Source organism: Actinokineospora pegani, assembly GCF_009745975.1.
GTDB classification, from domain to species: domain Bacteria; phylum Actinomycetota; class Actinomycetes; order Mycobacteriales; family Pseudonocardiaceae; genus Actinokineospora; species Actinokineospora pegani.
The window spans coordinates 22,733-47,332 of the sequence record NZ_WHOL01000054.1; the positions used below are offsets into that span (position 1 = coordinate 22,733).

At 74.0% G+C, this 24,600-nt stretch carries 21 protein-coding genes; 16 read left to right on the top strand and 5 right to left on the bottom strand.

Annotated features, from left to right (window positions below; translation table 11 throughout):
* Positions 1–16: 16 nt before the first annotated feature.
* Positions 17–301, bottom strand: a complete 285-nt coding sequence (locus tag GCL84_RS05455; RefSeq protein ID WP_235926008.1) for an acylphosphatase — start codon at positions 299–301, stop codon at positions 17–19.
* A gap of 225 nt (positions 302–526) precedes the next feature.
* A complete protein-coding gene (locus GCL84_RS05460) occupies positions 527–994 on the bottom strand; it encodes a hypothetical protein (RefSeq protein ID WP_156754252.1) in 468 nt (155 codons plus the stop codon).
* A gap of 87 nt (positions 995–1,081) precedes the next feature.
* Between GCL84_RS05460 and GCL84_RS05465 the strand changes: the two genes are divergently transcribed.
* Both GCL84_RS05465 and GCL84_RS05470 read left to right on the top strand, forming a co-directional pair.
* Complete coding sequence (locus GCL84_RS05465) at positions 1,082–1,711, top strand: CAP domain-containing protein (RefSeq protein ID WP_235926009.1); 630 nt, start codon at positions 1,082–1,084, stop codon at positions 1,709–1,711.
* A gap of 190 nt (positions 1,712–1,901) precedes the next feature.
* Positions 1,902–2,825: a GNAT family N-acetyltransferase gene (locus GCL84_RS05470; protein ID WP_156754254.1), complete on the top strand. Its 924-nt coding sequence runs from the start codon at positions 1,902–1,904 to the stop codon at positions 2,823–2,825.
* Here GCL84_RS05470 and GCL84_RS05475 read toward each other — a convergent pair.
* Positions 2,785–4,329, bottom strand: coding sequence for a sodium:solute symporter (locus tag GCL84_RS05475; protein ID WP_156754255.1), 1,545 nt, complete (start codon positions 4,327–4,329; stop codon positions 2,785–2,787). The genes GCL84_RS05470 and GCL84_RS05475 overlap by 41 nt on opposite strands.
* A gap of 43 nt (positions 4,330–4,372) precedes the next feature.
* Positions 4,373–5,563: an anhydro-N-acetylmuramic acid kinase gene (locus tag GCL84_RS05480; RefSeq protein ID WP_328618758.1), complete on the bottom strand. Its 1,191-nt coding sequence runs from the start codon at positions 5,561–5,563 to the stop codon at positions 4,373–4,375.
* Positions 5,564–5,695: 132 nt separating this feature from the next.
* Between GCL84_RS05480 and ftsY the strand changes: the two genes are divergently transcribed.
* The 11 genes from ftsY (at position 5,696) to GCL84_RS05535 (ending at position 19,654) form a co-directional block, all read left to right on the top strand.
* Positions 5,696–7,162, top strand: a complete 1,467-nt coding sequence (gene ftsY, locus GCL84_RS05485) for a signal recognition particle-docking protein FtsY (protein ID WP_235926010.1) — start codon at positions 5,696–5,698, stop codon at positions 7,160–7,162.
* A 5-nt stretch (positions 7,163–7,167) separates the two neighbouring features.
* Positions 7,168–7,851 carry a LuxR family transcriptional regulator gene (locus tag GCL84_RS05490; protein WP_156754257.1) on the top strand — a complete coding sequence of 228 codons (684 nt, stop codon included), beginning with the start codon at positions 7,168–7,170 and terminating at the stop codon, positions 7,849–7,851.
* A 113-nt stretch (positions 7,852–7,964) separates the two neighbouring features.
* Positions 7,965–10,820, top strand: coding sequence for a glycosyltransferase (locus GCL84_RS05495; RefSeq protein WP_156754258.1), 2,856 nt, complete (start codon positions 7,965–7,967; stop codon positions 10,818–10,820).
* 69 nt (positions 10,821–10,889) lie between these two features.
* The gene (locus GCL84_RS05500; protein WP_156754259.1) at positions 10,890–12,251 is read left to right on the top strand and encodes a class F sortase; all 1,362 of its coding nucleotides are present in this window, start codon (positions 10,890–10,892) and stop codon (positions 12,249–12,251) included.
* Positions 12,252–12,268: 17 nt separating this feature from the next.
* The gene (locus tag GCL84_RS05505; protein ID WP_197523033.1) at positions 12,269–12,919 is read left to right on the top strand and encodes a helix-turn-helix transcriptional regulator; all 651 of its coding nucleotides are present in this window, start codon (positions 12,269–12,271) and stop codon (positions 12,917–12,919) included.
* A 39-nt stretch (positions 12,920–12,958) separates the two neighbouring features.
* The gene (gene aceB / locus GCL84_RS05510; RefSeq protein ID WP_156754261.1) at positions 12,959–14,566 is read left to right on the top strand and encodes a malate synthase A; all 1,608 of its coding nucleotides are present in this window, start codon (positions 12,959–12,961) and stop codon (positions 14,564–14,566) included.
* A gap of 2 nt (positions 14,567–14,568) precedes the next feature.
* On the top strand, positions 14,569–15,813 hold the full coding sequence (locus GCL84_RS05515) for a DUF6986 family protein (protein ID WP_156754262.1): 1,245 nt from the start codon (positions 14,569–14,571) through the stop codon (positions 15,811–15,813).
* Positions 15,810–17,132 carry an allantoinase AllB gene (gene allB / locus GCL84_RS05520; protein ID WP_407924366.1) on the top strand — a complete coding sequence of 441 codons (1,323 nt, stop codon included), beginning with the start codon at positions 15,810–15,812 and terminating at the stop codon, positions 17,130–17,132. The genes GCL84_RS05515 and allB overlap by 4 nt, the downstream gene beginning before the upstream one ends.
* Positions 17,129–18,127, top strand: a complete 999-nt coding sequence (gene alc / locus GCL84_RS05525; RefSeq protein ID WP_156754263.1) for an allantoicase — start codon at positions 17,129–17,131, stop codon at positions 18,125–18,127. Before allB ends, alc begins: the two co-directional genes overlap by 4 nt.
* Before the next feature lie 77 nt (positions 18,128–18,204).
* A complete protein-coding gene (locus GCL84_RS05530; protein WP_268891326.1) occupies positions 18,205–18,918 on the top strand; it encodes a GntR family transcriptional regulator in 714 nt (237 codons plus the stop codon).
* 97 nt (positions 18,919–19,015) lie between these two features.
* Entirely contained in the window at positions 19,016–19,654 is a 639-nt protein-coding gene (locus GCL84_RS05535) for a hypothetical protein (RefSeq protein ID WP_156754264.1), read from the top strand.
* 4 nt (positions 19,655–19,658) lie between these two features.
* On the opposite strand, the gene GCL84_RS05540 is transcribed toward GCL84_RS05535, so the two are convergent.
* Complete coding sequence (locus tag GCL84_RS05540; RefSeq protein ID WP_235926011.1) at positions 19,659–20,240, bottom strand: (2Fe-2S)-binding protein; 582 nt, start codon at positions 20,238–20,240, stop codon at positions 19,659–19,661.
* 310 nt (positions 20,241–20,550) lie between these two features.
* Between GCL84_RS05540 and GCL84_RS05545 the strand changes: the two genes are divergently transcribed.
* From GCL84_RS05545 to GCL84_RS05555, 3 genes are read left to right on the top strand one after another with little or no spacing between them, the layout of a single operon-like run.
* On the top strand, positions 20,551–21,843 hold the full coding sequence (locus GCL84_RS05545) for an ammonium transporter (protein ID WP_407924367.1): 1,293 nt from the start codon (positions 20,551–20,553) through the stop codon (positions 21,841–21,843).
* Positions 21,844–21,848: 5 nt separating this feature from the next.
* Positions 21,849–22,187, top strand: coding sequence for a P-II family nitrogen regulator (locus GCL84_RS05550; RefSeq protein WP_156754267.1), 339 nt, complete (start codon positions 21,849–21,851; stop codon positions 22,185–22,187).
* Positions 22,188–22,191: 4 nt separating this feature from the next.
* Positions 22,192–24,585: a [protein-PII] uridylyltransferase gene (locus GCL84_RS05555; RefSeq protein ID WP_156754268.1), complete on the top strand. Its 2,394-nt coding sequence runs from the start codon at positions 22,192–22,194 to the stop codon at positions 24,583–24,585.
* The last annotated feature ends 15 nt before the right edge of the window (positions 24,586–24,600 follow it).

Below are 24,600 nucleotides of genomic sequence, written 5' to 3' on the forward strand. Positions count from 1 at the left end.
GTGCCCGGCGTCACGCTCAGCGCTCGACGAAGCCTGCCAGGCCGCCCTTGGGCACCCCCCACTGCTCCACCACCGCCTCGACCGACCCCGGGGTCCGCCCGGAGCGCAGCGCGGCCAGCAGCCGCTCGCACCGCTCCCGCCCGCCCTCGGCCACCACCTCGACCCTGCCGTCCGCGGTGTTGCGGGCCCAACCGGCCAGACCCAGCTCCAACGCCCTCGACCGGGTCCACCACCGGAAGCCGACTCCTTGGACGCGCCCGCGCGCCCACGCGGTCAGCCGCACCACCGGCTCCTCGGACACCAGGACACCCCGCTATCGTGCAATACCAGTGGGGTGGTTCACCCGCACCTCGGGGGAGGCTTTGTCCCCTGGTGCTACGTTACCGCGCCGAGAATGCGTCGCCTTGACGGAAAACCGGCCCCCGGCGGGGGTCAGGGAGGGTTGCTGGCTCATGCCTGATCCGATCGACCCCGACCGGTCCGAGCTCGGCCCGCCCGACCACCAGCCGGGTCTGCGCCGCTCGTCCTACGCGATCCTCGGCGTGTCCGGGGTGGTGCTGTCGACGGTGTTCGCCGCCGTGGCCGCGTTCGCCACCGGTGAGGACAGCCAGCCCACGCCGACGCCGGTGAACCAGCAGGTCGACGTGACGACGTCGACCACCAGCCAGGCGCCCGCGAGCTCGTCGGCCCCCGAGTCCTCGGCGCCGTCGTCGACCTCGGAGTCCTCGTCGTCGTCGACCAGCAGTTCCACCAGCCGGTCGACGACCAGCGCCACGACCCGGTCGAGCACGCAGCAGCAGCAACCCCCGCCGCCGCCGAACACCACCACGCGGACGAACGACCCGCAGCCCACGCCGACCAAAACGACGACCCCGACGACAACCACGACGACAACCACGACGACGACAACGACAACGACGACCACTGAGCCGACAGACGGCGAGACCACATCGGCGGCGCCGTCCTCGTCATCGCTGTATTCGACCTCGCGCACCACCAGCAGCAGCCTTCCGCTGGCCTAGGCGGATTGGGCTGCTCGGAGCAGCCGCCGCGGCAACCACTGGTGCTACGTTGCCCAATCGTGACCAGACGTCGGCGGCGCTCCGCAGTGGCCCCGGCCGTGCTCGCCGCCCTCGTCGTCGGCGCGAGCACGGCCGCCGTGACCACGGTCTTCGGCGCCCCGCCCGCGGGCGTCCCGGTGGAGCTGTCGGCGCGGGGCATCGTGATCCCCGCGCCGGGCAGCGGCGTCCAGCCCGACTTCCGCCCGCTGGAGCCGAGCACGACGCCCCCACCCACCGAGACCGCCGCGCCGTCCACCCGCGCTGAGCAGCCGAAGCCGCCGCCGTCGGTCCTCGAGCAGGTCCTCAGCCTGGTCAACCAGCAGCGGGCGGGCGCGGGCTGCGCGCCCGTGGCCGCCGACGCCCGGCTGGCCAGGGCCGCGCAGGGCCACAGCGACGACATGGCCGCCCGCGCCTACTTCTCCCACACCAGCCAGGACGGCCGCTCGTTCGCCGCGCGGATCACCGCCGCGGGCCACCCCAGCCCCGCCGCCGAGAACATCGCCAAGGGCCAGCGCACCGCCGCCGACGTGATGCGCGCCTGGATGGACTCGCCCGGCCACCGCGCCAACATCCTCAACTGCGACCACCGCGGCATGGGCGTCGGCCACACCGCCGCGGGCTACTACTGGGTGCAGAACTTCAGCCGCTAGGGGCTTGCGCCCGGCGCGACACGGACCTCCACAACCTTGGCCAAGCCCGCGAGACTCGGCCGGATCAGGGGCTGGTCGGAGGCGGTGGCGGCAACCACCGGCAGCGCCACGGCCTGGGGTATCCGGTCAGGCTGGCGGACCGGCGCGTAATTTGCTCGCCTCCGGCGCGTCGAGCGTTCACGATTCGCTCATGTACTCCATCCGTTCCGCGGTTCCCGCCGACGAGCAGTCGGTCGTCGACCTGGTCGCCCGACTCCAGGCGGACCAGGAGCACCTGATCGGCTACCACGGCGCCACCCGCGAGGAGGTGGCCGACGAGCTCGCGGGCTTCCGCCCCGACTGGGCCGCGGGCGCCGTGCTCGCCGTGGACGACGAGGGCGGGGTGCGGGGCGTGCTCAGCGTCGACGCCGACCCCGAGATCGGTCGCGCCTGGCTGCACGGTCCCTACGTCGACCTGCCCGAGGGGCATCCCGCGCCCCGGCAGGCCTGGCAGAACACCGCCGACGACCTGCTGGACGCCGCGGTGGGGCTGCCGCGCCTGGCGGGCATCGGCGACCAGGAGCTCTACGGCCACCGACGACACCGGCGGTTGGCCGACTTCGCCGCCCGGCACGGGTTCGACCCGGTCGGCGCCAGCCGCGTGTTCGCCCTCGACGGCCCCGGCCTGCGCGGCGTGCTGGTCACCGCGGCGGGCCAGGACGACGAGCCGCGCGTCCTGGCCGCCGGGGCGGACCCGGCCGTGGACGCCGGGGTCGTCGCCCTGCACGAGCGCTGCTTCCCCAGCCCCACCGTCACCGGCAGGCAACTGGTGCGCGGCGACCGGGGGCACACCGTCCTCGTGCTGACCGGGGCCGACGGCGTGATCGGCTACGCGGGCGGCTTCGCCCAGCAGGACGAGCTCTACGTCGACTACGTCGGCGTCGACCCCGGCATGCGGTCGGTCGGCTCCGGCCGGGCGCTGGTCCGTGCGCTGCTGCGGGCGCTGGCCGCCGAGCACGGCGCGCGCCCCCGGGCGGCGGCGGTGATCTCGCTCGGCAACGACGCCTCCGAGCGGATGTTCACCGCCCTCGGGTTCACGCTGCGCCTGGAACTGGTGGGGTATCGGCGGAAGTAGGCTCGGCGGGCGTGCGGTGGCGCAGCGCCAGCAGGCCGCCGACGACCAGCGTGACCAGCACGCCCAGCGGGGTGTACCAGGGGAAGGCCAGCGCCACGGACTCCTTGGTGGCCTTGGCGAAGTCGACCCCGGTGAACGACCCGTCCTTGGTGAACTTGAGCCCGAGGATGACGAACGCCATCACCGCGACGGTCACCAGGAACGAGATGATCGCGTCCACCTGGCGCGCCTTGCGCACCCACAGCCCCAGCAGGAACGCGCCCAGCAGCGCGCCGTAGGTGTAGCCGGTGATGGCCAGCGCGGTCTCCACGACCGGGTTCTTGGTCGACTCGAACAGCGACGCGAACCCGATCAGCGCCCCCGCCCACACGATCGTCCAGACCCGGCCCTGCTTGAGCAGCTCGGCGTCGGACAGCGGGCGGCGCACCACCTTCTGGTAGACGTCGCTGACCGTGGAGCTGGCCAGCGCCCCCAGCGACGAGCTCAGCGCGGCGGCCAGGATGCCCGCGATGACGAACCCGGACAGCCCGCTGGGCAGCTCGGTGACGATGAAGTGCGCGAACAGCTCGTCGTTGGTGCTCAGGCCGAGGTCGCCGACCGGGTCGAGGCCCTTGTAGAACGACCACAGCATCGTGCCGATGAACAGGAACAGCGCGAACTGCAGGAACACCACGACGCCGCTGGCCAGCAGCGCCTTCTGGCTGGCCCTGACGTCGTTGCAGGCCATCAGCCGCTGCACGATGAGCTGGTCGGCGCCGTGGCTGGCCATCGACAGCACCGCGCCGCCGACCACGGCGGTGACGAACGAGTACTGGTTCGACAGCGGGTTCGCCGCGAAGTCGAGGACCTGGAGCTTGCCCGCGTCGAACGCCGCGGCGAACCAGCCGTCTGGCAGCTTGCCCATCAGCACCAGGACCACGGCCAGGCCGCCCAGGACGTACCAGAGCATCTGGATGGCGTCGACCCAGATGACCGCGCGCACCCCGCCGAAGAACGTGTAGACGACCATCGCCACGCCCAGCGCGGCCACGATCGCGAAGTAGGAGACCTCGAAGCCGTAGGCGGCGAGCACGACCTTGACCGGGATCGCCGTGGCGAACAGCCGCACGCCGTCGGCCAGCAGCCGGGTGAACAGGAACGTCACCGACGCGGTGCCCTGCAGCCCGGCGCCGAACCGCTTGCCGAGGAAGTTGTACGCCGTGGTCATCTGCCCGGCGACGTAGCGCGGCAGCAGCACGAACGAGACGAAGATCCGGCCGAGGACGTAGCCGATGGCCAACTGCAGGTAGGTGAACGCGCCGAGGTAGGCCACCGTCGGCACGCTCAGCACGGTCAGCGTCGAGGTCTCGGCGGAGACCACCGACAGGCAGGCCACCCACCACGAGATCTTGCCCTCGCCGACGAAGTAGTCCGCCCCGGACCGCTGCCGCCCGGAGATCCAGATGCCCAGCAGCGGCATCCCCACCAGGAACACCGCGATGATCGCCAGGTCGAGGGCGCGCACTGGGCCTCCAGGAGGTCGATGGGGACAGGCGGTGCCGGTGCGGCTACCGCGGGTGCAACGCTTCCGACCCCGCCGGGGTGCGGTTCCGGGCAACTCGACCACGTGCTGGGACGACGCGCAGCGCGGTGGCCGTCACACCGCCGGGCTCCGGCCAGCGCCCGGGGTCGGCCCCGGGGGTGACGCTGCCGTGCACCCTGGCCAGGCCGCCGGTCCGCGCGTCCAGCGGGACCGACCGCCAGGTGAGGTAGCCCAGCAGCGCGGCGAGGTAGGCCTCCTTCGCCTCGGCCGGGAGCGCGGTGAACGGGGTGACCTCGGCGGGGGCGAGCGCGGCGGCCAGCGCGGCCATCAGCGTGGGGTTGCGCACCCCGCCGCCGGAGACCAGCACCCGCGCGGGGTTGTGCGGGATCAGCGCCTCCGCGACGGTCATCGCGGTGAGGGCCACGAGCGTGGCGAGCAGGTCCTCCGTCGCGACCTCGGGGACCTGGGCGAGCGCCGCGTCGAGGTAGGCGCGGTGGAACTGCTCCCTGCCGGTCGACTTGGGCGCGGGCGCGGCGTAGTACGGGTCGGCGAGCAGGACGTCGAGCAGGTCCCGCCGGATGGTCCCCGCCGCGGCGAGTTCGCCGCCCGCGTCCAGGGGCGCGCCCGTGCGGGCGAGCGCGGCGGCGTCGAGCAGGGCGTTGGCCGGGCCGGTGTCGAAGGCGGTCCCGTCGACGGTCACGTTCGCGATGCCGCCGAGGTTGACCGCGGCGGCTCCCGGCTCGTCGGCCAGCAGCAGGCGGTCGAGGACGCCTGCCAGCGGGGCGCCGTGCCCGCCGGTGGCCACGTCGCGGGAGCGCAGGTTCGACACCACGGGCAGGCCGGTGGCCTCGGCGATCCAGGTCGGCTCGCCCACCTGCAGGGTGCCCAGGCAGCGCCCGTCGTCGACCCAGTGGTAGAGCGTCTGGCCCAGGGACGCGACCAGGTCCGCCCCCTCGGCGAACCCGGCCGCGGCCGCCCCGAACGCCTGGCCGACGCCGGTGTCGACGGCGCACGCGGTGGCGGCGTCGCACGGGTTCGGCGGCAGCGCGGCGCGCAGGGCCGCGCGCACCTCGTCGGGGTAGGGCACCTCGCCGTGGCGGACGGGGACCAGTTCGACGACCCCGTCGACCACGCGCAGGTCGGCCACCGCCACGTCGATGCCGTCGATCGACGTGCCCGAGATCAGCCCGACCACCCGGAGTGTCGTCATGGACATGTGGTCTATTGCACACCGACAGGTTGCGCAAGGGTCATGTTGGCGAATGACCGAATTGCGACCGAACGCGTTGAACTCTCACTTCGATCGGCCTGCCCTGCCCGGTCGGGACCGGGATGGGAGGATGGCGCGGTGTCGAGCACCGTGATCATCGTCCTGGTCGTCGTCGTTGTGCTGCTGGTCGCGGCCCTGGTCACCGGGGTCGTGCTGGCGCGCAGGCGGCGCATCTCGCTGGACAAGCCGGAGGCCGTCGAGGGCAAGCCCAAGGGCGGCGGCTACCAGGCCTCCTCGGGGGTGAGCCTGGCCCCGGCCAAGCCCAAGGACGCCCCGCCCGCGCACCCGGCCGGGGAGCGGACCGAGGTCGACGGCCAGCCCGGCGTCGGCGACGACGCCGCGGTGCCGCGCGACTCCGAGAAGCGCGGCATCGTCGACGTCACGCTGCCCGACACCCAGCCCGACACCCAGCCCGCGGTCCAGCCGGACCCGGCCGACGCGCCCGCCGAGGCCCAGGCCGCGCCGTACGTCGAGGCGACGCCGACCGACAAGATCCCCAGCCAGCCCACCGACCGCCTGGTCACCGACCAGATCCCGGTGCAGACCCGGCCGACCGAGCCCGCGACCGAGCAGATCCCGGCGCAGGGCCAGGTCCCGGTCACCGACGAGATCGCCCCGACCGAGGGCCGCCTGGAGCGGCTGCGCGGCAGGCTGTCGCGGTCGCGGTCCACCCTGGGCCAGGGCCTGCTCGGCCTGCTCGGCGCGGGCGACCTGGACGAGGACTCCTGGACCGACGTCGAGGACACGCTGCTGCTGGCCGACCTGGGCGCGGCGACCACGACCGACGTCGTGGCCCGGCTGCGCGACCAGCTCTCCGCGCGCGGCGTGCGCACCCCGGAGCAGGCCCGCACGCTGCTGCGCGAGGTGCTCATCGACGCCCTCGACACCGGCGTCGACCGGTCCGTGCGCGCGCTGCCGCACGGCGAGGGCGCGGCCAAGCAGCCCGCCGTGGTGCTGGTCGTCGGCGTCAACGGCACCGGCAAGACCACGACCACCGGCAAGCTGGCCCGGGTGCTGGTCGCCGACGGCCGCTCGGTCGTGCTCGGCGCGGCCGACACCTTCCGCGCCGCCGCCGCCGACCAGCTCCAGACCTGGGCCGACCGGGTCGGGGCCGAGGTCGTGCGCGGCAAGGAGGCCGCCGACCCCGCCGCCGTCGCCTTCGACGCGGTGAAGAAGGGGCGGGTCGACGGCGTCGACACCGTCCTGATCGACACCGCGGGCAGGCTGCACACCAAGGTCGGCCTGATGGACGAGCTGGGCAAGGTCAAGCGGGTGGTGGAGAAGCAGGCCGAGGTCGACGAGGTGCTGCTGGTCCTCGACGCCACCACCGGGCAGAACGGGCTCACCCAGGCGCGGGTGTTCGGCGAGGTCGTGACCGTCACCGGCATCGTGCTGACCAAGCTCGACGGCACCGCCAAGGGCGGCATCGTCTTCCAGGTGCAGCGCGAGCTGGGCGTGCCGGTCAAGCTGGTCGGCCTCGGCGAGGGCCCCGACGACCTGGCCCCGTTCGAGCCCACCGCCTTCGTCGACGCGCTGCTGGCCTGACCCCCGTGCCCGCGCGGCCGGTCCGCCTGTGGTTGATCGATGACCACGAGCTGGTCGCGGAGGCGCTGGCCGCCGCGCTGGCCCGGGTCGAGGACCTGTGGGTGCTCGGCCGGTCCGCCACCGACGAGGACGACCTGCTGGCCCGGCTCGGCCGCGACCGCCCGGACGTCGTGGTGCTCGACCCCGCCGGGGCCGACGCCGCCGACCTGATCCCCGCCGTGCGCGCGGCCGTGCCCGGCGCGGCCGTGGTGGTGCTGACCGGCGCGGACGACGAGGAGCGCGCGGTGGCCGCCGCCCGGCTGGGCGCCGACGGCTGGGTGGGCAAGGCCGAGCCGCTGGCCGAGGTGGTCGACGTGCTGCGCGGCGTCGGCCGGGGCGAGGGCCGCTTCCCGGCCCGCCACCTCGGCGCGGTGCTGCGCGGCCTGCGCGAGGACGTGCGCCGCCACCGCGACGGGGGCGGGCCGCTGGCCGCGCTGTCGCCCCGGGAGCGCCAGGTGCTCGCCGCGATGGTCGACGGGCTGCGCGGCCACCAGATCGCCGGTGAGCTGGGGCTGTCGTCGAACACTGTGCGTACACACACCCACTCGATCTATGCGAAACTCGGCGTCCACTCGCGATTGGCGGCAGTCGGAGTGGCCCGTGCGGCCGGACTACTACCGAGACGACAGGTTCTCCCCACAATGTCGTAGGAAATCTCATCCATGAGGTTGACCCCAATGGTGGGAATCTTGCCTACTGTCAGTGACTGTCCGTCTGGCCCGCCGGTGGCCTGACGACACATCGATGACGAGGGGTTCAGCCTGTGAATCCAGCTTGGCTGCTGGCACTGCTCGTGCTCGGCATCGGCCCGGTGGTCAACACCGTGCTGGGGGTGCTGCGCCGCGACCGCGAGCGCGGGTCCCTGGTCGGTGCGGGCCGCCGGGAGGGGCGCACCGAGGCCCGCGGCGACGTCGCCGTGGTCATCGGCGCGCACGACGCCGAGACCGAGATCGCCGACGCGGTCGCCGCCGCGCTGCGGCTGGTGCACCGCGGCGACGTGCACGTGGTGGCCGACGACTCCACCGACAAGACAGCCGAGATCGCCCGCGGCCTGGGCGTCAACGTCGTCGAGACGGTCAAACCGCTGGGCCGCTCCGGCTCCCTGGTCGCCGCGCTCGACGGCTTCGCGCTGACCGAGAACTACGCCTACGTCCTCGTCCTCGACGTCGACCACCGGCCGCACCCGGCCTACCTCGACCGGACGCTGCCGATCTTCGACGACCCGGACGTCGTCGCGGTCGCGGGCTTCGCGCGCACCGACTGGACCACCGCCCGCCGCACCCCCATCGGGCGCGTGCTGACGGCCTACCGCGCCCGGAGCCACATGCTCGCCCAGGCGCTGCTGACGATCATCCGCACCCGCCCCAACGGCGAGGCCGCGCGCTGGCTGCCCAGCCCGGCCCGGATGTTCCGCACCAGCGTGCTGACCCGGCTCGACCTGGCCCCCGACGGCGTGCCGATCGCCGACTTCGACGTGTCCAACCAGGTCTACCGCGCCGACCTCGGCCGCATCGTCGTCGTGCGCGGCGCGGTCGTGGGCACCCGCGACCCGGACAAGCTCGTCCCGTACGTCCGCCAGACCCGGCAGTGGGCAGTCGGCTTCTGGCAGGCCGTGCGCCGCAACGGGCTGCGCACCGGTCCGCAGCGGCTCGGCCTCGGCTGGTTCGCGGTCGAGTCGACGGTCACCGCGGCGGTGTTCGTGGCGCTGCCGTTCCTGCTCGGGTTCGGGGTGCTGTCGATCTGGACCGTGCTGCTCGGCGTCTTCGTGCCCGACCTGCTGATGACAGCGCTCGTCGCGCTGAGACAGCGACAACCCCGGTTCGTCCTGCCCGCGCTGTTCCTGCCGTTCGTGCGGCTGCTGGACTCGGTGATCTTCCTCAGCGCGCTGCCCGACGCGTTCGTCGACCGGAAGGCGTCGGCTCGCTGGCTGAGCCCGGTACGCGCGGGAAAAGCTGAGCCCGCCACCGCGCCGAACCCGGCGCGGTGGCGGGCAACCCTGCTCGCGTTGTCCTGGCTGGCGGCTGTCGGGGCGGTGGTGCTGCTGGTGCTGCGCGTCGCGGCGGCCACCGTCCGGCTGCCCGCGACGGCCACCGAGCCCGCGCTGGTCGACGCCGTGTTCGGCCGGGTCGCGGGCTTCCCGGCCACCATCGGGGAGGGCCTGCTCCCGACGGTGTCGCAACTGGCCGCCTACGCCTCGGCGGCCGACGCGTTCGACCGGCACGCCACGGTCCTGGCTGGCGTCCGCGAACTCTCGATCGGCTGCGCGGCGGTGATCGCGCTGGCCGGACTGGTCGCCGCCGCCGTGCTGCGGCTGCACCCGGCCGCCATCGCGGTGGCGCTGGCCCTCGCCGCGCTGTGCCCGCCGGTGGTCGGCGCGCTGGCCGTGTCCGGCTCCGGTCCGCTGGCCGCCGCGTGGCTCGCGCTGACCACGGTGCCGCTGGCCCTGTCGACCCGGGTCGGCTGGAAGGTCGCGCCGCTGGCGGTGCTGCCCGCCGCGGGCGCGGTGGTCACCGTGCCCGCCCTGGTCCTGCCGTTCGCCGTGGCCACCGCGTCGTGGTGGGTGGCCGACCGGGTGCGGATGCGCGAGGGCAGGCGGGTCGTCGTGGCCGTGGCCGTGCTGGTGGCGGGCGGCGCGCTGGCCGCGCTGCTGGCTGTGCTCGGCCTGTTCGCCGTGCCCGAGGATGCCGGGTCGGCCGTGCGCGGGTGGCTGGTGCTCGCGGTCGCCGCCGTGGCCGCGGGCGGGCTCGTCCGCGGGCGGGCGCGCACCGGGTCGGCCGGGCTGCTCGCCGTCGTCGGCGTGGTCGCCCTGACCGGGTCGGACGCGCTGCTGGCCTGCGGGCTGGCCGGGTCCGTGCTGGTGCTCGCCGCGCTGATCGACGGGGCGGTCGCGGAGTCGGTCGCGATCCGCCGGGCCGTGGCCGGGGCGAGCGCCGCCGCCGGGGTCGCCCTCGGCGTCGCCGGTCTCGGCTCCGCGCTGCCGGTGGCCGTCCCGGTGGACCACCGGGGCGCCGTCGACTGGTTCCTCGCCTCCGCCGCCCCCGGCTCGACGCTGTCCGCGCCGCCACTGCTGCTCTCGGACCTGCGCCGCGACCTGCGCGGCCGCCAACCCCAGCTCATCCGCCCGGAGACCACGTTGAGCTCCTACTCGGTGCGCCGGGGCGACGGGGCGGGCACCGCCGTCGCCTGGTTCGACGGCCTCACCGTGCGGCTGGCCCAGACCGCCCCCGCGACCGGCCCCGACCGGGCAGGCGCGGGCGCGCGGCTGGCCGAGAACCCCCGCGTCCGCACCACCGACGAGGTCAAGGCGGTGCTGCGCGCGGGCGAGCTCGACTTCCGCGCCATGGCCGTGCTCGCCGAGATCAGCGCCCAGCACGACCTCGTCGTCGTGGGCGTCGGCAACGCCGCCGCCGAACGCGGCTCCGGACTGCCCGCCCGCACGGTCACCGTGTCCCATGTGGACGGAAACACCGCCGCGGCGCCCGCCGTCGTCGAGGCGCTGCGCTCGTGGGTCCAGGTCCAGCAAAGCCCTTACGCCCCAATGGATGTGCGACCCTCCCCGGACGGGACCGTGGCGCTGGTGTGGCGCATCCCCACCCCCGACGAACGCGCTCCGCGCTAGCGCGCCCGAGAACAGGAAGCCACCACGGACGACTCCCCAGCTATACCGCCCCACCCACAAGAACCCCCCATGAGAACCACCGCACGCCGCATCCTGGTCCCCTTGTTCGCCTCCGGCACCTACCTGCGGCTGGCCCACCTGTCCCCGGACACCCCGAACGTCGACGTCACGGTCACCAGCTCCGGCAGGCCGGACTGGTCGGTGCGGCTCGCGGGCGTCGGCTACGGCGACGTGTCCGGCTACCAGCGCATCGAGCCGGGCAACCACACCATCGCCATGCGCCCGGCGGGCGCCGACCCGACCAGCGCCCCGGTCATCTCCGCCACCCTCGACGCCGCCGAGGGCAACGCCTACACCGTGGCGGGCCTGGGCAACTTCGACGGCCTCGCGCTCAAGGTGCTCGACGACGACATCAGCCTGCCGCCGTCCGGCCAGGCCAGGGTGCGCGTGGTCAACGCCGCCCCGGCCGCGGGCGACCTCGAGGTCGAGCTGTCCGGTGAGACCGCCGTCGAGCAGGCCGCGTTCGGCGGCGCCTCCGAGTACGCGCTCGTCGACTCCGGCAGGCTCGACCTGCGGGTCGTCCCGGCCGGCGGCGAGCCGGTGGGGCTGCCGGTGACCCTGGACCCGGGCGGGGTCTACACCGCCCTGGTGCTGGAGGAGGGCGGCAAGCTGGTGCCCGAGGTCAAGGCCGACGCCAAGGGCGCGGAGGTCGTGCCCGCCGGTGGTGTGGAGACCGGCTTCGGCGGCGCGGCGGACGGGTCCCCGTCGGTTGCCCCGGTCCTGCTCGGGCTGGGCGTCGCCGCGGCCGCCCGGGCGGGTGCGCCGCCGCACGGCATGAGACGACTTGTCGGAGCCGTCGCCGCTGTCCTGCTCGGTGTCTGCGGCTGTGCGGCGCAGGACAGCGACGCGCGGCCGGGTGCCGTCGGATGGGCGCCGGTGACCTCGCAGAACCCGGACGGCGTCGCCCCCGCCTGGGAGGGCGCGTCCGCCGCCGACCCGACGCGGCTGCGCATCCCGGCCATCGGCGTCGACACCGAGCTGGTCGACCTGTCCGTGGACGGCGGCGGCGTGCTCATCCCGCCGGGGTCGGCCGAGGTCGTGGGCTGGTTCGCCGCCGGGCCCGCGCCCGGCTCGGTCGGCCCCGCGCTGCTGGCCGGGCACGTCGACTCCACGGCGGGCCCCGGCGTGTTCCACGACCTGGTCGACCTGCGCCCCGGCGACGAGGTGGCGGTGACCAGGGCCGACGGCTCCACCGCGCGGTTCACCGTCACCGGCGCCGTCCGCTGGGCCAAGGCCGAGTTCCCCACCGACAAGGTCTACGCGCCCACGCCCGCGCCGGAGCTGCGCCTGGTCACCTGCGGCGGCGTGTTCGACCACGCCGCGGGCAGCTACCGGGACAACATCACCGTCGAGGCGACCCTGGCCGCCTGAGCTGGTAGAACTTGCCGGTGGGCGAACAGGCGACCCGGCTGGTGGTGTGCGACGGGCACGCCTTCTTCGCCGAGTCCCTGGCCGTCGCGCTGGCCCCGCACGGGTTCGCCGCGCACCCCACCACCACCCTGGCCGCCGCCCGAGCCGCCCTGCGCGAACCCGCGCCGCTGCTGGTCATCGAGGCCGATTTGCCCGACGGCGACGGCCTGGCCGTGCTGCCCGCGCTGCTCGCCGCCGCCCCGGGGACCAGGGCCGTCGTCGTGTCCGCCGACGCCGCCGCCGAGACCGGCCGCCGCGCCGTCGCCCGCGGCGCGGCCTGCCACCTGCCCAAGACCATCACCGTTCGTGATCTCGCCCACGCGCTGCGTCGCGTCCTGCGCGGCGAGCACGTCGAGGCGCCCACCGCGCGCGGCCCCAGGACGTCCCCCGAGACCGCCGCCGCGCACCGCCTCGCCGCGCACCTGACCCCGCGCGAGCGGGAGTGCCTGGCCCTGCTCGTGCAGGGGGAGAGCACCACGGCGATGGAGCGGCGGATGGGTGTCTCCGGCACGACGGTGCGCACCCACGTGCAGGCGCTGCTGACCAAGCTCGGGGTGCACTCGCGGGTCGACGCGGCCGCTTTCGCCGTGCGCCACCGGCTGTTAGCGCCGCCACCTGATCGCGTTTGAGGTATCTGAAACCGGTGGCGGCGGGTAACCATGTAGGGCATGGCGGAGAACCCGGGCTCGGAGCACAGCACGGTCGCGGTCCCTGAGATCACGGTCGTCGGCGGTCAGGTCGACCGGGGGGAGACGATCCTGACCCCGGCGGCGCTAAAGTTCGTCGCGGGCCTGCACGCCGCCTTCGCCGACCGGCGCGACGACCTGCTCGCCGCCCGCCAGGTGCGCCGCGTGCTGGCCGCGGAGGTCAAGGGCCTGGACTTCCTGCCCGACACCACCGCCATCCGCTCCGGGGACTGGCAGGTCGCCGAGGCCCCCGAGGCGCTGCGCGACCGCCGGGTGGAGATCACCGGCCCGACCGACCCCAAGATGGCGGTCAACGCCCTCAACTCCGGCGCCCGCGTGTGGCTGGCCGACCTCGAGGACGCCAACACCCCGCACTGGGCCAACGTCGTCACCGGCCAGGTCACCCTCTACGACGCCGTGCGCGGCGACATCGCCTTCACCTCCCCGCAGGGCAAGGTCTACGCGCTCGACCCCGACGCCCGCCCCGCCACGATCGTCGTGCGCCCGCGCGGCTGGCACCTCGACGACAAGCACGTCCTGGTCGGCGGCAGGCGCTCGGTCGGCGCCCTGCTCGACTTCGGGCTGCACTTCTTCCACAACGCCAAGGAGTCGCTGGCGCGCGGTGCGGGCCCGTACTACTACCTGCCCAAGATCGAGAGCCACCTCGAGGCCCGGCTGTGGGACGACGTGTTCACCCACGCCGAGGCCGCGCTCGGGATCGCGCACGGCACCATCCGCGCGACCGTGCTGATCGAGACCATCCCGGCGGCGTTCGAGATGGAGGAGATCCTCTACGAGCTGCGCGAGCACGCCTCCGGGCTCAACGCGGGCCGCTGGGACTACCTGTTCAGCCTGATCAAGTACTTCCGCGACGCGGGCCCGGGGTTCGTGCTGCCCGACCGCGACTCGGTCACCATGACCGCCCCGTTCATGCGCGCCTACACCGAACTGCTCGTGCGCACCTGCCACAAGCGCGGGGCGTTCGCGATGGGCGGCATGGCCGCGTTCATCCCCAACCGGAGCGACGAGGACGTCACCGCCCGCGCGCTGGCCAAGGTCCGCGAGGACAAGGGCCGCGAGGCGGGCGACGGGTTCGACGGCTCCTGGGTCGCCCACCCCGACCTGGTCCCGGTGTGCCGAGAGGTGTTCGACGGGGTGCTGGGCGAGCGGCCCAACCAGCTCGACAAGCAGCGCGACGACGTCGTGGTGGCCGCGGGCGACCTGCTGGCCGTGGCCACGGCGGGCGGGACGGCGAGCAGGGCGGGCCTGCGCTCGGCCGTCGACGTGGGCCTGCGCTACCTGTCGTCCTGGCTGGGCGGCAACGGCGCGGCGGCCATCCACAACCTGATGGAGGACGCCGCCACCGCCGAGATCTCCCGCTCCCAGGTGTGGCAGTGGGTGCGCAACGGCGTGGTCCTCGACACCGGCGAGACCACCACCCCCGAGCTGGTGCGGGAAGTGCTCGCCGAGGTCCGCGCGGACCTGGCCGACCTGCCGCGCCTGGACCTGGCCGCCGAGCTCTTCGAGCAAGTCGCCCTCGCCGACGAGTACCCCGACTTCCTGACCATCCCCGCCTACGAGCGGATCTGAGCATGGCGCGGCTGAGCCTCGACCCCGCGCGGCTCGCCGCCGCCACCTCCGGCCTGGTCGCCGTCGACGCCGCGCGGGCCGCCCGCTACCCGGGCGACCCGGGGACCCGCCAGCCCGTGCACACCTGTTACGTCCCCGCGGACGGGGTCGACGCGGGGACGCCCGCCGCCTGGGGCGCGGAAGCGCTTGCGGCACTGGACGAGCACGCCCCCACGCCGGGTGTGCTGGCCTCGGTGCTGGACCTGCCCGACGAGCTCGCCGAGCCGGTCTTCACCCGGGTGCGCGCCAAGCTGGCCACCGAACCGGTCGAGGACCTGCGCGTCGACTTCGAGGACGGCTACGGCACCCGCGCCGACGAGGTGGAGGACGCCGACGCGCTGCGCGCCGCCGACCTGGTGCGGGCGTGGGGGTTGGCCAGCGCGGGCATCCGGGTGAAGTCCTTCGACACCCCGGCCCTGCTCGGCCGGGGGTTGCGCACGCTCGACCTGGTGCTGACCGCCGCCGGGGGACCCCCGCCCGGCTTCGCGCTGACGTTCCCCAAGGTCACCGCGCCCGAGCAGGTCGAGGCGCTGGTCACCGTGCTGGCGCTGCTGGAGGCCGCGCTCGGCCTCGACGCCCGCACGCTGCGGTTCGAGGTGCAGATCGAGACCACCCAGGCCGTCATCGACGCCGAGGGCCGCTTCACCGTGCCCCGGCTGATCACCGCCGGGGCGGGCCGGGTGACCGGGCTGCACTTCGGCACCTACGACTACACCGCCGCCTGCGGCCTCGGCGCGGGCGAGCAGCACCTCGCGCACGCCGCATGCGACTTCGCCCGGCACGCCATGCAGGTCGGGTCGGCCGGGACCGGGGTGCGGCTGTCGGACGGGTCGTCGAACCGGCTGCCCGTCGGGTCGCGCGAGACCGTCCACGGGAACTGGCGCGCGCACCACGACCTGGTGCGCCGGTCGCTGCGGCACGGGTTCTTCCAGGGCTGGGACCTGCACCCGGCGCAGTTGGTGACCCGCTACGCCGCCGTCTACGCCCACCACCTGTCCTCGGCCGCCGCCGACGGTCGACGGCTCGCCGCGTACGTGGCGCGCGGCAGCGGCAGCGCGGTGCTCGACGAGCCCGCCACTGCCGCCGCGCTGGCGTTGTCGCTGCGGCGTTCGGTCGACTGCGGGGCGCTGACCGCCGCTGAGGTGGCTGACCACTGTGGACTGGACATGGACGGCCTCACCGCACTCGTCGACCGGGAGCCGCGGTGAGCCCGCTGCTGTTCCGCGCCCGGCGCGCGGTTGTCGACGGTGCCGAGCGCGCGGTGTCGGTCCGGGTGGCCGAGGGGCGGATCACGGCTGTGCAAGCGTTCGACGCCGACGCCGCGGGGGCCGAGGTGGTCGCGATCGCGGACGACGAGGTGCTGCTGCCCGGCCTGGTCGACACGCACGTCCACGTCAACGACCCCGGCCGCGCCGAGTGGGAGGGCTTTCCGACCGCCACCCGCGCGGCGGCGGCCGGGGGGATCACCACGATCCTCGACATGCCGCTCAACAGCATCCCGCCGACGGTCGACCTGGCCGCGCTGCGGGTGAAGCAGCGGGCGGCGCGCGGTCGGGCGCACGTCGACGTCGGGTTCTGGGGCGGCGCGGTGCCGGGGAACGTGCCGGACCTGGCCGCCCTGCACGAGGCCGGGGTGTTCGGGTTCAAGTGCTTCCTGCTCGACTCCGGTGTGGCGGAGTTCGGGCACCTGTCCTCCGGCGAACTGGCCGAGCACCTGCGCCGGACCGCCGAACTGGACGCGCTGCTCATCGCGCACGCCGAGGACGGCGAGATCGTCGAACCGGCCCCGCACGGCCGCGACTACGCGGGCTTCCTGGCCTCGCGGCCCCGGTCGGCCGAGGACTCCGCCATCGCCGCCGTGATCGCCGCCGCGGCGGCGACCGGCGCCCGCGCGCACATCGTGCACCTGTCGTCGTCGGACGCGCTGCCGCTGGTGGTCGCCGCCAAAGCGGACGGGATCCGGTTGACCGTGGAGACCTGCCCGCACTACCTGACCTTCGCCTCCGAGGAGGTCCCGGACGGGGCCACGCAGTTCAAGTGCTGCCCGCCGATCCGCGAGGCGGACAACCGCGAGGCGCTGTGGCAGGCGTTGCGCGAGGGTGTCATCGATGTGGTCGTCAGCGACCACTCGCCGTGCACGCCCGAGCTCAAGCGTCTTGACAACGGGGACTTCGGCGAGGCGTGGGGCGGGGTGTCGAGCGTGCAGCTCGGGCTGCCCGCGGTGTGGACCGGGGCCGTCGAGCGGGGGATCGGGCTGCCCGAGGTGGTGTCGTGGATGGCCTCCGGCCCGGCCCGGCTGGTCGGGTTGCGGCACAAGGGGACGATCGCCCCCGGCTTCGACGCCGACTTCGCCGTGTTCGCCCCGGATGAGTTGTTCGACGTCGACGCGCGGCGACTGCACCACCGGAACCCGGTCACCCCGTACCACGGCAGGAAGCTGCGCGGCGTCGTCCGCTCGACGTGGCTGCGCGGCACACCCGTCGCGGGCGACCCCCGGGGCGTCCTGCTGGAAAGGGGAACGGCATGACCGACGAGCGCGCCTGGGTCACCCAGCCCGACCTGGCCTCCCGCCGCTTCGGCGGCTCGGTGCTGTGGGCCAACGACGAGACCTTCGCCGAGCGCGAGAACCTCATCACCCCCGCCGCCCCGGTCTTCCACGCGGCGACCTTCGGCCACAAGGGCCAGGTCTACGACGGCTGGGAGACCCGCCGCCGCCGCGCCCCCGGCTCCGACGAGGCGGTGCTGCGGCTGGGGCTGCCCGGCGTGATCTCGGGCGTGGTCGTCGACACCGCCTTCTTCACCGGCAACTACCCACCCGAGTGCACCGTGTGGGCGCTGGCCGTCGAGGGCTACCCCAGCACCGACGAGCTGCGCACCGCCGACTGGCAGCAGATCGTCCCCCGCAGCCCCCTCAACGGCGACACCCGCAACCCCTTCGACGTCGCCTCCGACCGCCGCTTCACCCACCTCAAACTGGAGATCCACCCCGACGGCGGCGTGGCCCGCCTCCGCGTCCACGGCGCCCCCGTCCCCGACCCGGCCCTGCTCGACCTCTCGGCCCTGGACCTGGCCGCCCTGGAGAACGGCGCCGCCATCGACTCATGCAGCAACATGTTCTACTCCGTCCCCACCAACCTGATCTCCCCCGGCAACGCCCAGGTCATGGGCGAGGGCTGGGAGACCTCCCGCCGCAGGGACGACGGCAACGACTGGGTGGTCGTCCGCCTGGCCGCCCCCGGCACCCTCCGCCTCGCCGAGCTGGACACCACCCACTTCAAGGGCAACGCCCCCGGCCGGGCCACCCTGTCGGTCACCGCGGACGGGACCACCTGGACCCCCGTCCTGGACCGGGTCCGCCTCCAACCCGACACCCGCCACCGCTTCCCCGTCGACGCCCCCGAGGCCACCCACGCCCGCCTGGACATCTACCCCGACGGCGGCATGGCCCGGCTGCGGCTGTGGGGCGCGATGACGGAGACGGGCCGCTCGGACTTCGTCCGCCGCTTCGCAGAGGTAGCCTGACTCATCGCAGAAGTCGGATCGAGGAGCGGACCCTGTCAGGCGGGACGAGCGCCGGTAAGCCCGGTGGCCACAAGCAGATCGCGGACGACCTGAGAGCGCGGATCGCCTCGGGTGAGTTGGCGCCCGGGACGAAGGTGCCCGGGGAGAACGAGCTGGTCGCCGAGTACGGGGTTGCCCACCTGACGGCGCGACGTGGGCTGGAAGTGCTCAAGAACGAGGGCCTGATCGTGGCCCGTCGTGGCTCGGGCACCTTCGTCCGCGAGTTCAAGCCGATCCGCAGGATCGCGCCGGACCGCTTGCGCGCGTGGACTTCCCGCGAGTCGATCTGGTCCTTCGACGAGCAAGAGCGCAAGGTCGAGGTCCGCGACCTCACCGTCGGCGTCGAACCGGCGCCCGAGCGCATCGCCCACGGCCTGGTCCTCGACCACCCCGCCGACGTCCTCGTGCGGCGGCGTTCCTACGCCATCGACAACAACAAGATCCAGTTGTCCACCTCGTACTTCCCTGTCGACCTCGTGCGCGGCACCGCCGTCGAGCAGCACGACCCCGGTCCTGGTGGCGTGTACTCCCGCCTGGCGGACCTGGGTCACGGGCCCGTCCGCTTCCGCGAGGAACTGCGGTCCCGGATGCCCAGCGCCGCCGAGAAGGCCGATCTGGAGCTGGCCCAGGGCACGGCGGTCACCGCGATCGTCCGTACCGCCTACACGGCCGACAACCGCCCGGTCGAGGTCAACGAGATGGTCCTGGACGCGGGCTCCTACGTCCTGGAGTACCGGCTCACCACCGGCTGATCATTCGCGTTAGCAACGTCTATATAGAACCAAGTTGTCCCAGGGGTCGAAGCGCGCTCCAATGATGGCCAGGTTCTATATAGATGAAAGGCTGCCCGTGTCCAGCACCGCCACCGAACACATCCCGTACGTCACCGCCTGGTCCGAAGAGCTGGCGCACCCGACCCCGGTCATCCAGCTCGCCTACGGCTCCGGCATCGCCTACCCCAACGAGACCCCGGACGACCGAGATCCGCACGGCGTCCTCTGGAAGCGCGCCCACCACGCCCGAGGCCAGGGCAAACCCGTCTTCGGCACCATGCACAGCACCCGCCAGCGCCATGCCATGGCCAACCTCCTCTGCCAGATCTGCGCCGCCCCAGCCGACCAGGACGACGACGGCATCCTCTGGCTCCTCCAGGACAACCGCACCGACTGGCCCGGCTGGCCCAACCAGGCCGCCGTCTACGAACCGCCGATCTGCGCCCCCTGCGCCGCCCTCCCGCCCCGCCTCTGCCCCGCCCTCCGCAACCGCGCAGCCGTCATCCGCGTCCGCTCCGCTCCCATCACCGGCATCCGCGGCGGCCTCTTCGCCCCCGGCCCGGACCGGACCCCACGAGCCCTGCGCCCCGTCCACCGCCCCTATCCCGACTCAGACCTCTCCTGGACCCTCGCCTACTACCTCCTCCGCGGCCTCCAAGGCGCCACCATCGTTGAAAGCCCCCACCGCACCACCGCCCCCGCGGCGGCCCGTTGATCGGCTAGCCGAACACCTCGCGCAGGCGGGCCGCGCGTTCCTCCGGCTCCTGCCGAGGGCACGACACGCACTTGCCCGCCCCGCGCGTCTCATAAATAAGGCAGCACGACCCACGCCGCACCACATCCCGACCTCCGGCTGAAACAAACCGCGGCACAGGCAGTGACTCTCCGATCTCGCCCGCCAGAGTGACCGCGAATTCCGGCGTCCCACCCGCCCACAACACCCGATTCGCCAGCGAATCAGCCGCCAGCGCCCAGAAAACGCGTTCCGAGACCCCCAACAGCTCCCCCAAGACCGAGGCGAACGAGTCGATCGACGACCGCAGAGCGACACCGGCGTCCGAACACACCGCGTCCGAACGGGCGGCCAACATCCGCCCGTCCGGGTGGATGAACACCGTGACGCGGGCGGGATCGAGGGCGGTGGTGGTTACGACCAGTGACTCCACGGTCGGGGCCAACAACACCGAGCTGGCGGAGTACCACCAGAGCGTGCCGAGCACCCGGCGGTCGCTCGTTCCGTACATGCGGGACGAAACGCGAATGCGGGCCAAGAGTTCCGGTGGCGACAGCAGCTCAGCCACAGGTGTCCCCACCAGGCCGGACGTTGACGAGCCCGCGTGGGAGGGCAGGCGGGTGTCCAGGATTCGGTAGACCGTGCGCGCGTCAAGCATCGGCGGGTCACGTTACAGGCCCGGGACCGTAGCGGGGTGAACTCGGCGGGAACGAGAAACCTGGACGTAACACGACCTGGAGGTGAGTTCACGGTTGTGAAACCTCGCGCGTCCGTTGGTGAAACAGCGCACCTCGATGCTTCCCGCAATCGAGAGTTCACGGGAGGACAAAGTGGAGTCAGGAGATACAGCCTGGGTGCTGGCGAGCGCGGCGCTCGTCATGCTCATGACGCCCGGCCTCGCCTTCTTCTACGGAGGCATGGTGCGCGCGAAGAGCGTGCTCAACATGCTCATGATGAGCTTCATTTCCCTGGCTGTGGTCAGTGTGTTGTGGGTGCTCTACGGGTACAGCCTCGCCTTCGGCAACGACGTCGGCGGGGGTCTGCTCGGCGGCGGCGACTTCCTGGGCGGGGCGAACCTGCTCGGTGAGACCGCCCTCGTCGGCACGCTGCCCGCGACGGTGTTCGTGGTGTTCCAGATGATGTTCGCCATCATCACCGCCGCGCTGATCTCCGGCGCGATCGCCGACCGCGCCAAGTTCTGGGGCTGGACCGTCTTCGTCGCGGTGTGGGCGACGATCGTGTACTTCCCCGTCGCGCACTGGGTGTTCAACTTCGACGGCTCCACCGGCGCGGACTTCGTCGGCGGCTGGATCGCCAACAAGCTGGGCGCGCTGGACTTCGCGGGCGGCACCGCGGTGCACATCAACGCCGGTGCGGCGGGCCTGGCCCTCTGCCTGGTGCTGGGCAAGCGCAAGGGCTGGCCGCGCGAGTCGATGCGCCCGCACAACCTGCCCTTCGTCCTGCTGGGCGCCGGTCTGCTGTGGTTCGGCTGGTACGGCTTCAACGCGGGCTCGGCCGTCTCCGCCGGTGAGCTGGCGGGCGTCGCGTTCCTGACGACGACGGTCGCCACCGCCGCCGCGATCCTGGGCTGGCTGATCGTCGAGCAGGTCCGCGACGGCAAGCCCACCACCCTCGGCGCCGCCTCCGGCGCGATCGCCGGTCTGGTCGCCATCACCCCGGCCGCCGGGTTCGTCAACCCGCTCGGCGCGCTGGCCATCGGCGTCATCGCGGGCGCGGTCTGCGCCCTCGCGGTCAGCCTCAAGTACAAGCTGGGCTTCGACGACTCGCTCGACGTCGTGGGCGTCCACCTCGTCGGCGGGCTCATCGGCACCCTGCTGATCGGCTTCCTGGCCACCGACTCGGTCAACTCCGCGGGCGCCAACGGCCTGTTCTACGGCGGCGGCATCGGGCTGCTGGGCAAGCAGGCGCTGGCCGCGGTCGTGGTCATGGCCTACTCGTTCGTGCTCACCTACATCATCGGCTGGGTCATCAACAAGACCATCGGCCTGCGCGCCTCCGAGGAGGCCGAGGTCACCGGCATCGACGAGTCCGAGCACGCGGAGAGCGCCTACGAGTTCTCCAGCCTGCGCAGCGGCGGCGGCTCCTCGATCGCCAAGAGCGCCGACGTGCTGGCCAGCAAGGTGGCCGCCAACTCCGGTAAGGAAGGCTGAGCGCCATGAAGCTGATCACCGCGATCATCAAGCCGTTCACCCTCGACGACGTGAAGGCCGCGCTGGAGCAGGTCGGCGTGCTGGGCATGACGGTCAGCGAGGTGCAGGGCTTCGGTCGGCAGAAGGGCCACACCGAGGTCTACCGGGGTGCGGAGTACTCGGTCGACTTCGTCCCCAAGGTGCGCGTCGAGGTGCTCGTCGACGACACGATGGGCGACAAGGTCGTCGAGGCGGTCGTCGAGGCCGCCCGCACCGGCAAGATCGGCGACGGCAAGGTCTGGGTGACCCCCGTGGAGACCGTGGTCCGGGTCCGCACCGGGGAGCGCGGCACGGACGCGATCTAGGCAGATGGCACAGGGGGAGCGCGGGACGACGCCCGCGAGTTCCACCCCGACGGCGGCGGACCTGGTCCGCGCCCGCGACCGGCTCCTCGGCGCGGGCGCGGGGACCAGGTCCGCGGGCCCGTCGGGACACCGCCTCGGGCCGTCCGCGCTGCGCGAGGCGCTCGCCGACCTGCACGAGTTCTGGCTGACCGCGCACGCCGCGCAGGCCGGGGTCGGCGGCCGCGGCGAGGGGGTCGCGCTGCTGGCGGTCGGCGGCCTGGGCAGGCGGGAGCTGGTGCCCTTCTCCGACCTCGACCTGGTCCTGGTGCACGACGGGCGCAAGTCGGTCGAGGCGGTCGCCGAGCGGCTCTGGTACCCGCTGTGGAACTCCGGGGTCGGCCTCGACCACTCGGTCCGCACCGTCGGGGAGGCGCTCGACGTGGCCTCGCACGACCTGCGGACCGCGCTCGGCCTGCTCGACGCCCGGCACATGGCCGGGGACGCCGAGGTCACCGTCCGGCTGGCCACCGCCGCCCGCGAGCAGTGGCGGACCGGGGTGCGCAAGCGCCTCGGCGGGCTCAGCGAGTCGGTGCGGCAGCGCTGGGCCCGCTCCGGGGAGGTGGCGCACTGGGTCGAGCCGGACCTCAAGCACGGCCGCGGCGGGCTGCGCGACCTGGCCATCCTCGACGCGCTGGCGCTGGCCCAGCTCATCGACCGGCCCGGCCAGGAGGTGCGGGCCGCGCACACCCTGCTCCTGGACACCCGCACCGAGCTGCGGCGCGTCGCCCGCCGCCCGCGCGACGTGCTGCGCCCGCAGGACGGCGACGAGATCGCGGGCGCGCTGGGCCTGGCCGACCGGTTCGCCCTGGCCCGCGCGCTGTCCGGCGCGGGCCGCTCGATCGCCTACGCCCTCGACGTCGCGCTGCGCGCCACCGGCGCGACCACCCCGGCCCGCAAGATCCTCGGCGTGCTGCGCCGGGCTCCGGAGCGGCGGCCGCTGGACGAGGGCGTGGTGCTGCACGGCGCCGAGGTCGCCCTGGCCCGCGACGCCGACCCGGGCAGGGACCCCGGCCTGCTGCTGCGGGTCGCCGCCGCCGCGGGCCGCACCGGGCACCCGATCGCCCCGTCCGCGCTGACCAGGCTGGGGGAGTCCGCCCCGGAGCCGCGCGCGCCGTGGCCCGCCGAGGTGCGCCAGGACCTCGTAGCCCTGCTGGGCTCGGGGGAGGGGCTCACCGACGTCGTCGAAGCGCTGGACCGCACCGGCCTGTGGGCGCGGCTGTTCCCCGAGTGGGGCGCGGTGCGCGACCTGCCGCCGCGCGACGCCGCGCACGCCTGGACCGTCGACCGGCACCTGGTGCGGGCCACCGCGCACGCCGCCCGGCTGGTCACCTCGGTCTCCCGGCCCGACCTGCTGCTCATCGGCGCGCTGCTGCACGACCTGGGCAAGGGCCGCGGCCAGGACCACTCGGTGGTCGGCGCGGCGCTGGCGACCCAGGTCGGGGCCCGCCTCGGCCTGCCCGAGCCCGACGTCGCCACGCTCTCGGCCATGGTCCGCCACCACCTGCTGCTGCCGCACACCGCGACCCGCCGCGACGTCACCGACGAGTCGACCGTGCACCGCGTGGTCGACACCCTCGGCGGCGACCCGGTGCTGCTGGAGCTGCTGCACGCGCTGGCCGAGGCCGACTCGGTGGCCACCGGGCCGGGCGTGTGGACCGACTGGAAGGCGCGGTTGATCACCGAGCTGGTCGGGCAGTGCCGACTGGCGATGGCGGGCGTCGCGCTGCCCGACCCGGAGCCGCTGGACGAGGCCCAGCTCGCGCTGGCCGAGTCGGCGGCGGCCGCGGGCAAGCCGGACATCCGCGTCGACACCGTCGACCGGCTCGCCACGGTCACCCTGGTGGCCGAGGACCTGCCGGGCGTGCTGTCGCGGGCGGCGGGCGTGCTGGCGCTGAACTCGCTGGAGGTGCACGGCGCGACCGTCGGCACGCACGCGGGCGTGGCCATCAGCGCGTTCTCGGTGACCCCCCGCTTCGGCTCGATGCCGGACCCGGCGCTGCTGCGCGAGCAGTTCGCCCGCGCGGTGTCGGGATCGTTGCCGCTGGCGGAGAAGCTGGCCGCCAAGGAGCGCGACTACGGCGGCCGGGCCGAGGACGCGCCCGAGCCCAAGGTGCTCTGGTTCGACCACGAGGCGGGCGGCCCGGACAGCGCGTCGGTGGTCATGGAGCTGCGCTGCGCCGACCGCATCGGCCTGCTGCACCTGGTCGCCGACGCGCTGGAGCGCAGCGGGGTCGACGTGCTGTGGGCCAGGGTGGCGACGCTGGGCGGCTCGGCCGTCGACAGCTTCTGCTTCGCCGCGGGCACCGCGCCCGGCTGGCGGCGGGCCGTCGAGGTCGCCGTGCTCGACGCCGCGCGCTGATCCCCCGGGTGGGTC

What these genes read in the sequence shown, in the direction of transcription:
- GCL84_RS05470 (WP_156754254.1), top strand. Translation starts at nt 1,902, where the DNA reads ATGTACTCCATCCGTTCCGCGGTTCCCGCCGACGAGCAGTCGGTCGTC.
- GCL84_RS05480 (WP_328618758.1), bottom strand. Translation starts at nt 5,563, where the DNA reads ATGTCCATGACGACACTCCGGGTGGTCGGGCTGATCTCGGGCACGTCG.
- GCL84_RS05500 (WP_156754259.1), top strand. Translation starts at nt 10,890, where the DNA reads ATGAGAACCACCGCACGCCGCATCCTGGTCCCCTTGTTCGCCTCCGGC.
- aceB (WP_156754261.1), top strand. Translation starts at nt 12,959, where the DNA reads ATGGCGGAGAACCCGGGCTCGGAGCACAGCACGGTCGCGGTCCCTGAG.
- GCL84_RS05515 (WP_156754262.1), top strand. Translation starts at nt 14,569, where the DNA reads ATGGCGCGGCTGAGCCTCGACCCCGCGCGGCTCGCCGCCGCCACCTCC.
- alc (WP_156754263.1), top strand. Translation starts at nt 17,129, where the DNA reads ATGACCGACGAGCGCGCCTGGGTCACCCAGCCCGACCTGGCCTCCCGC.
- GCL84_RS05545 (WP_407924367.1), top strand. Translation starts at nt 20,551, where the DNA reads ATGCTCATGACGCCCGGCCTCGCCTTCTTCTACGGAGGCATGGTGCGC.
- GCL84_RS05550 (WP_156754267.1), top strand. Translation starts at nt 21,849, where the DNA reads ATGAAGCTGATCACCGCGATCATCAAGCCGTTCACCCTCGACGACGTG.
- GCL84_RS05555 (WP_156754268.1), top strand. Translation starts at nt 22,192, where the DNA reads ATGGCACAGGGGGAGCGCGGGACGACGCCCGCGAGTTCCACCCCGACG.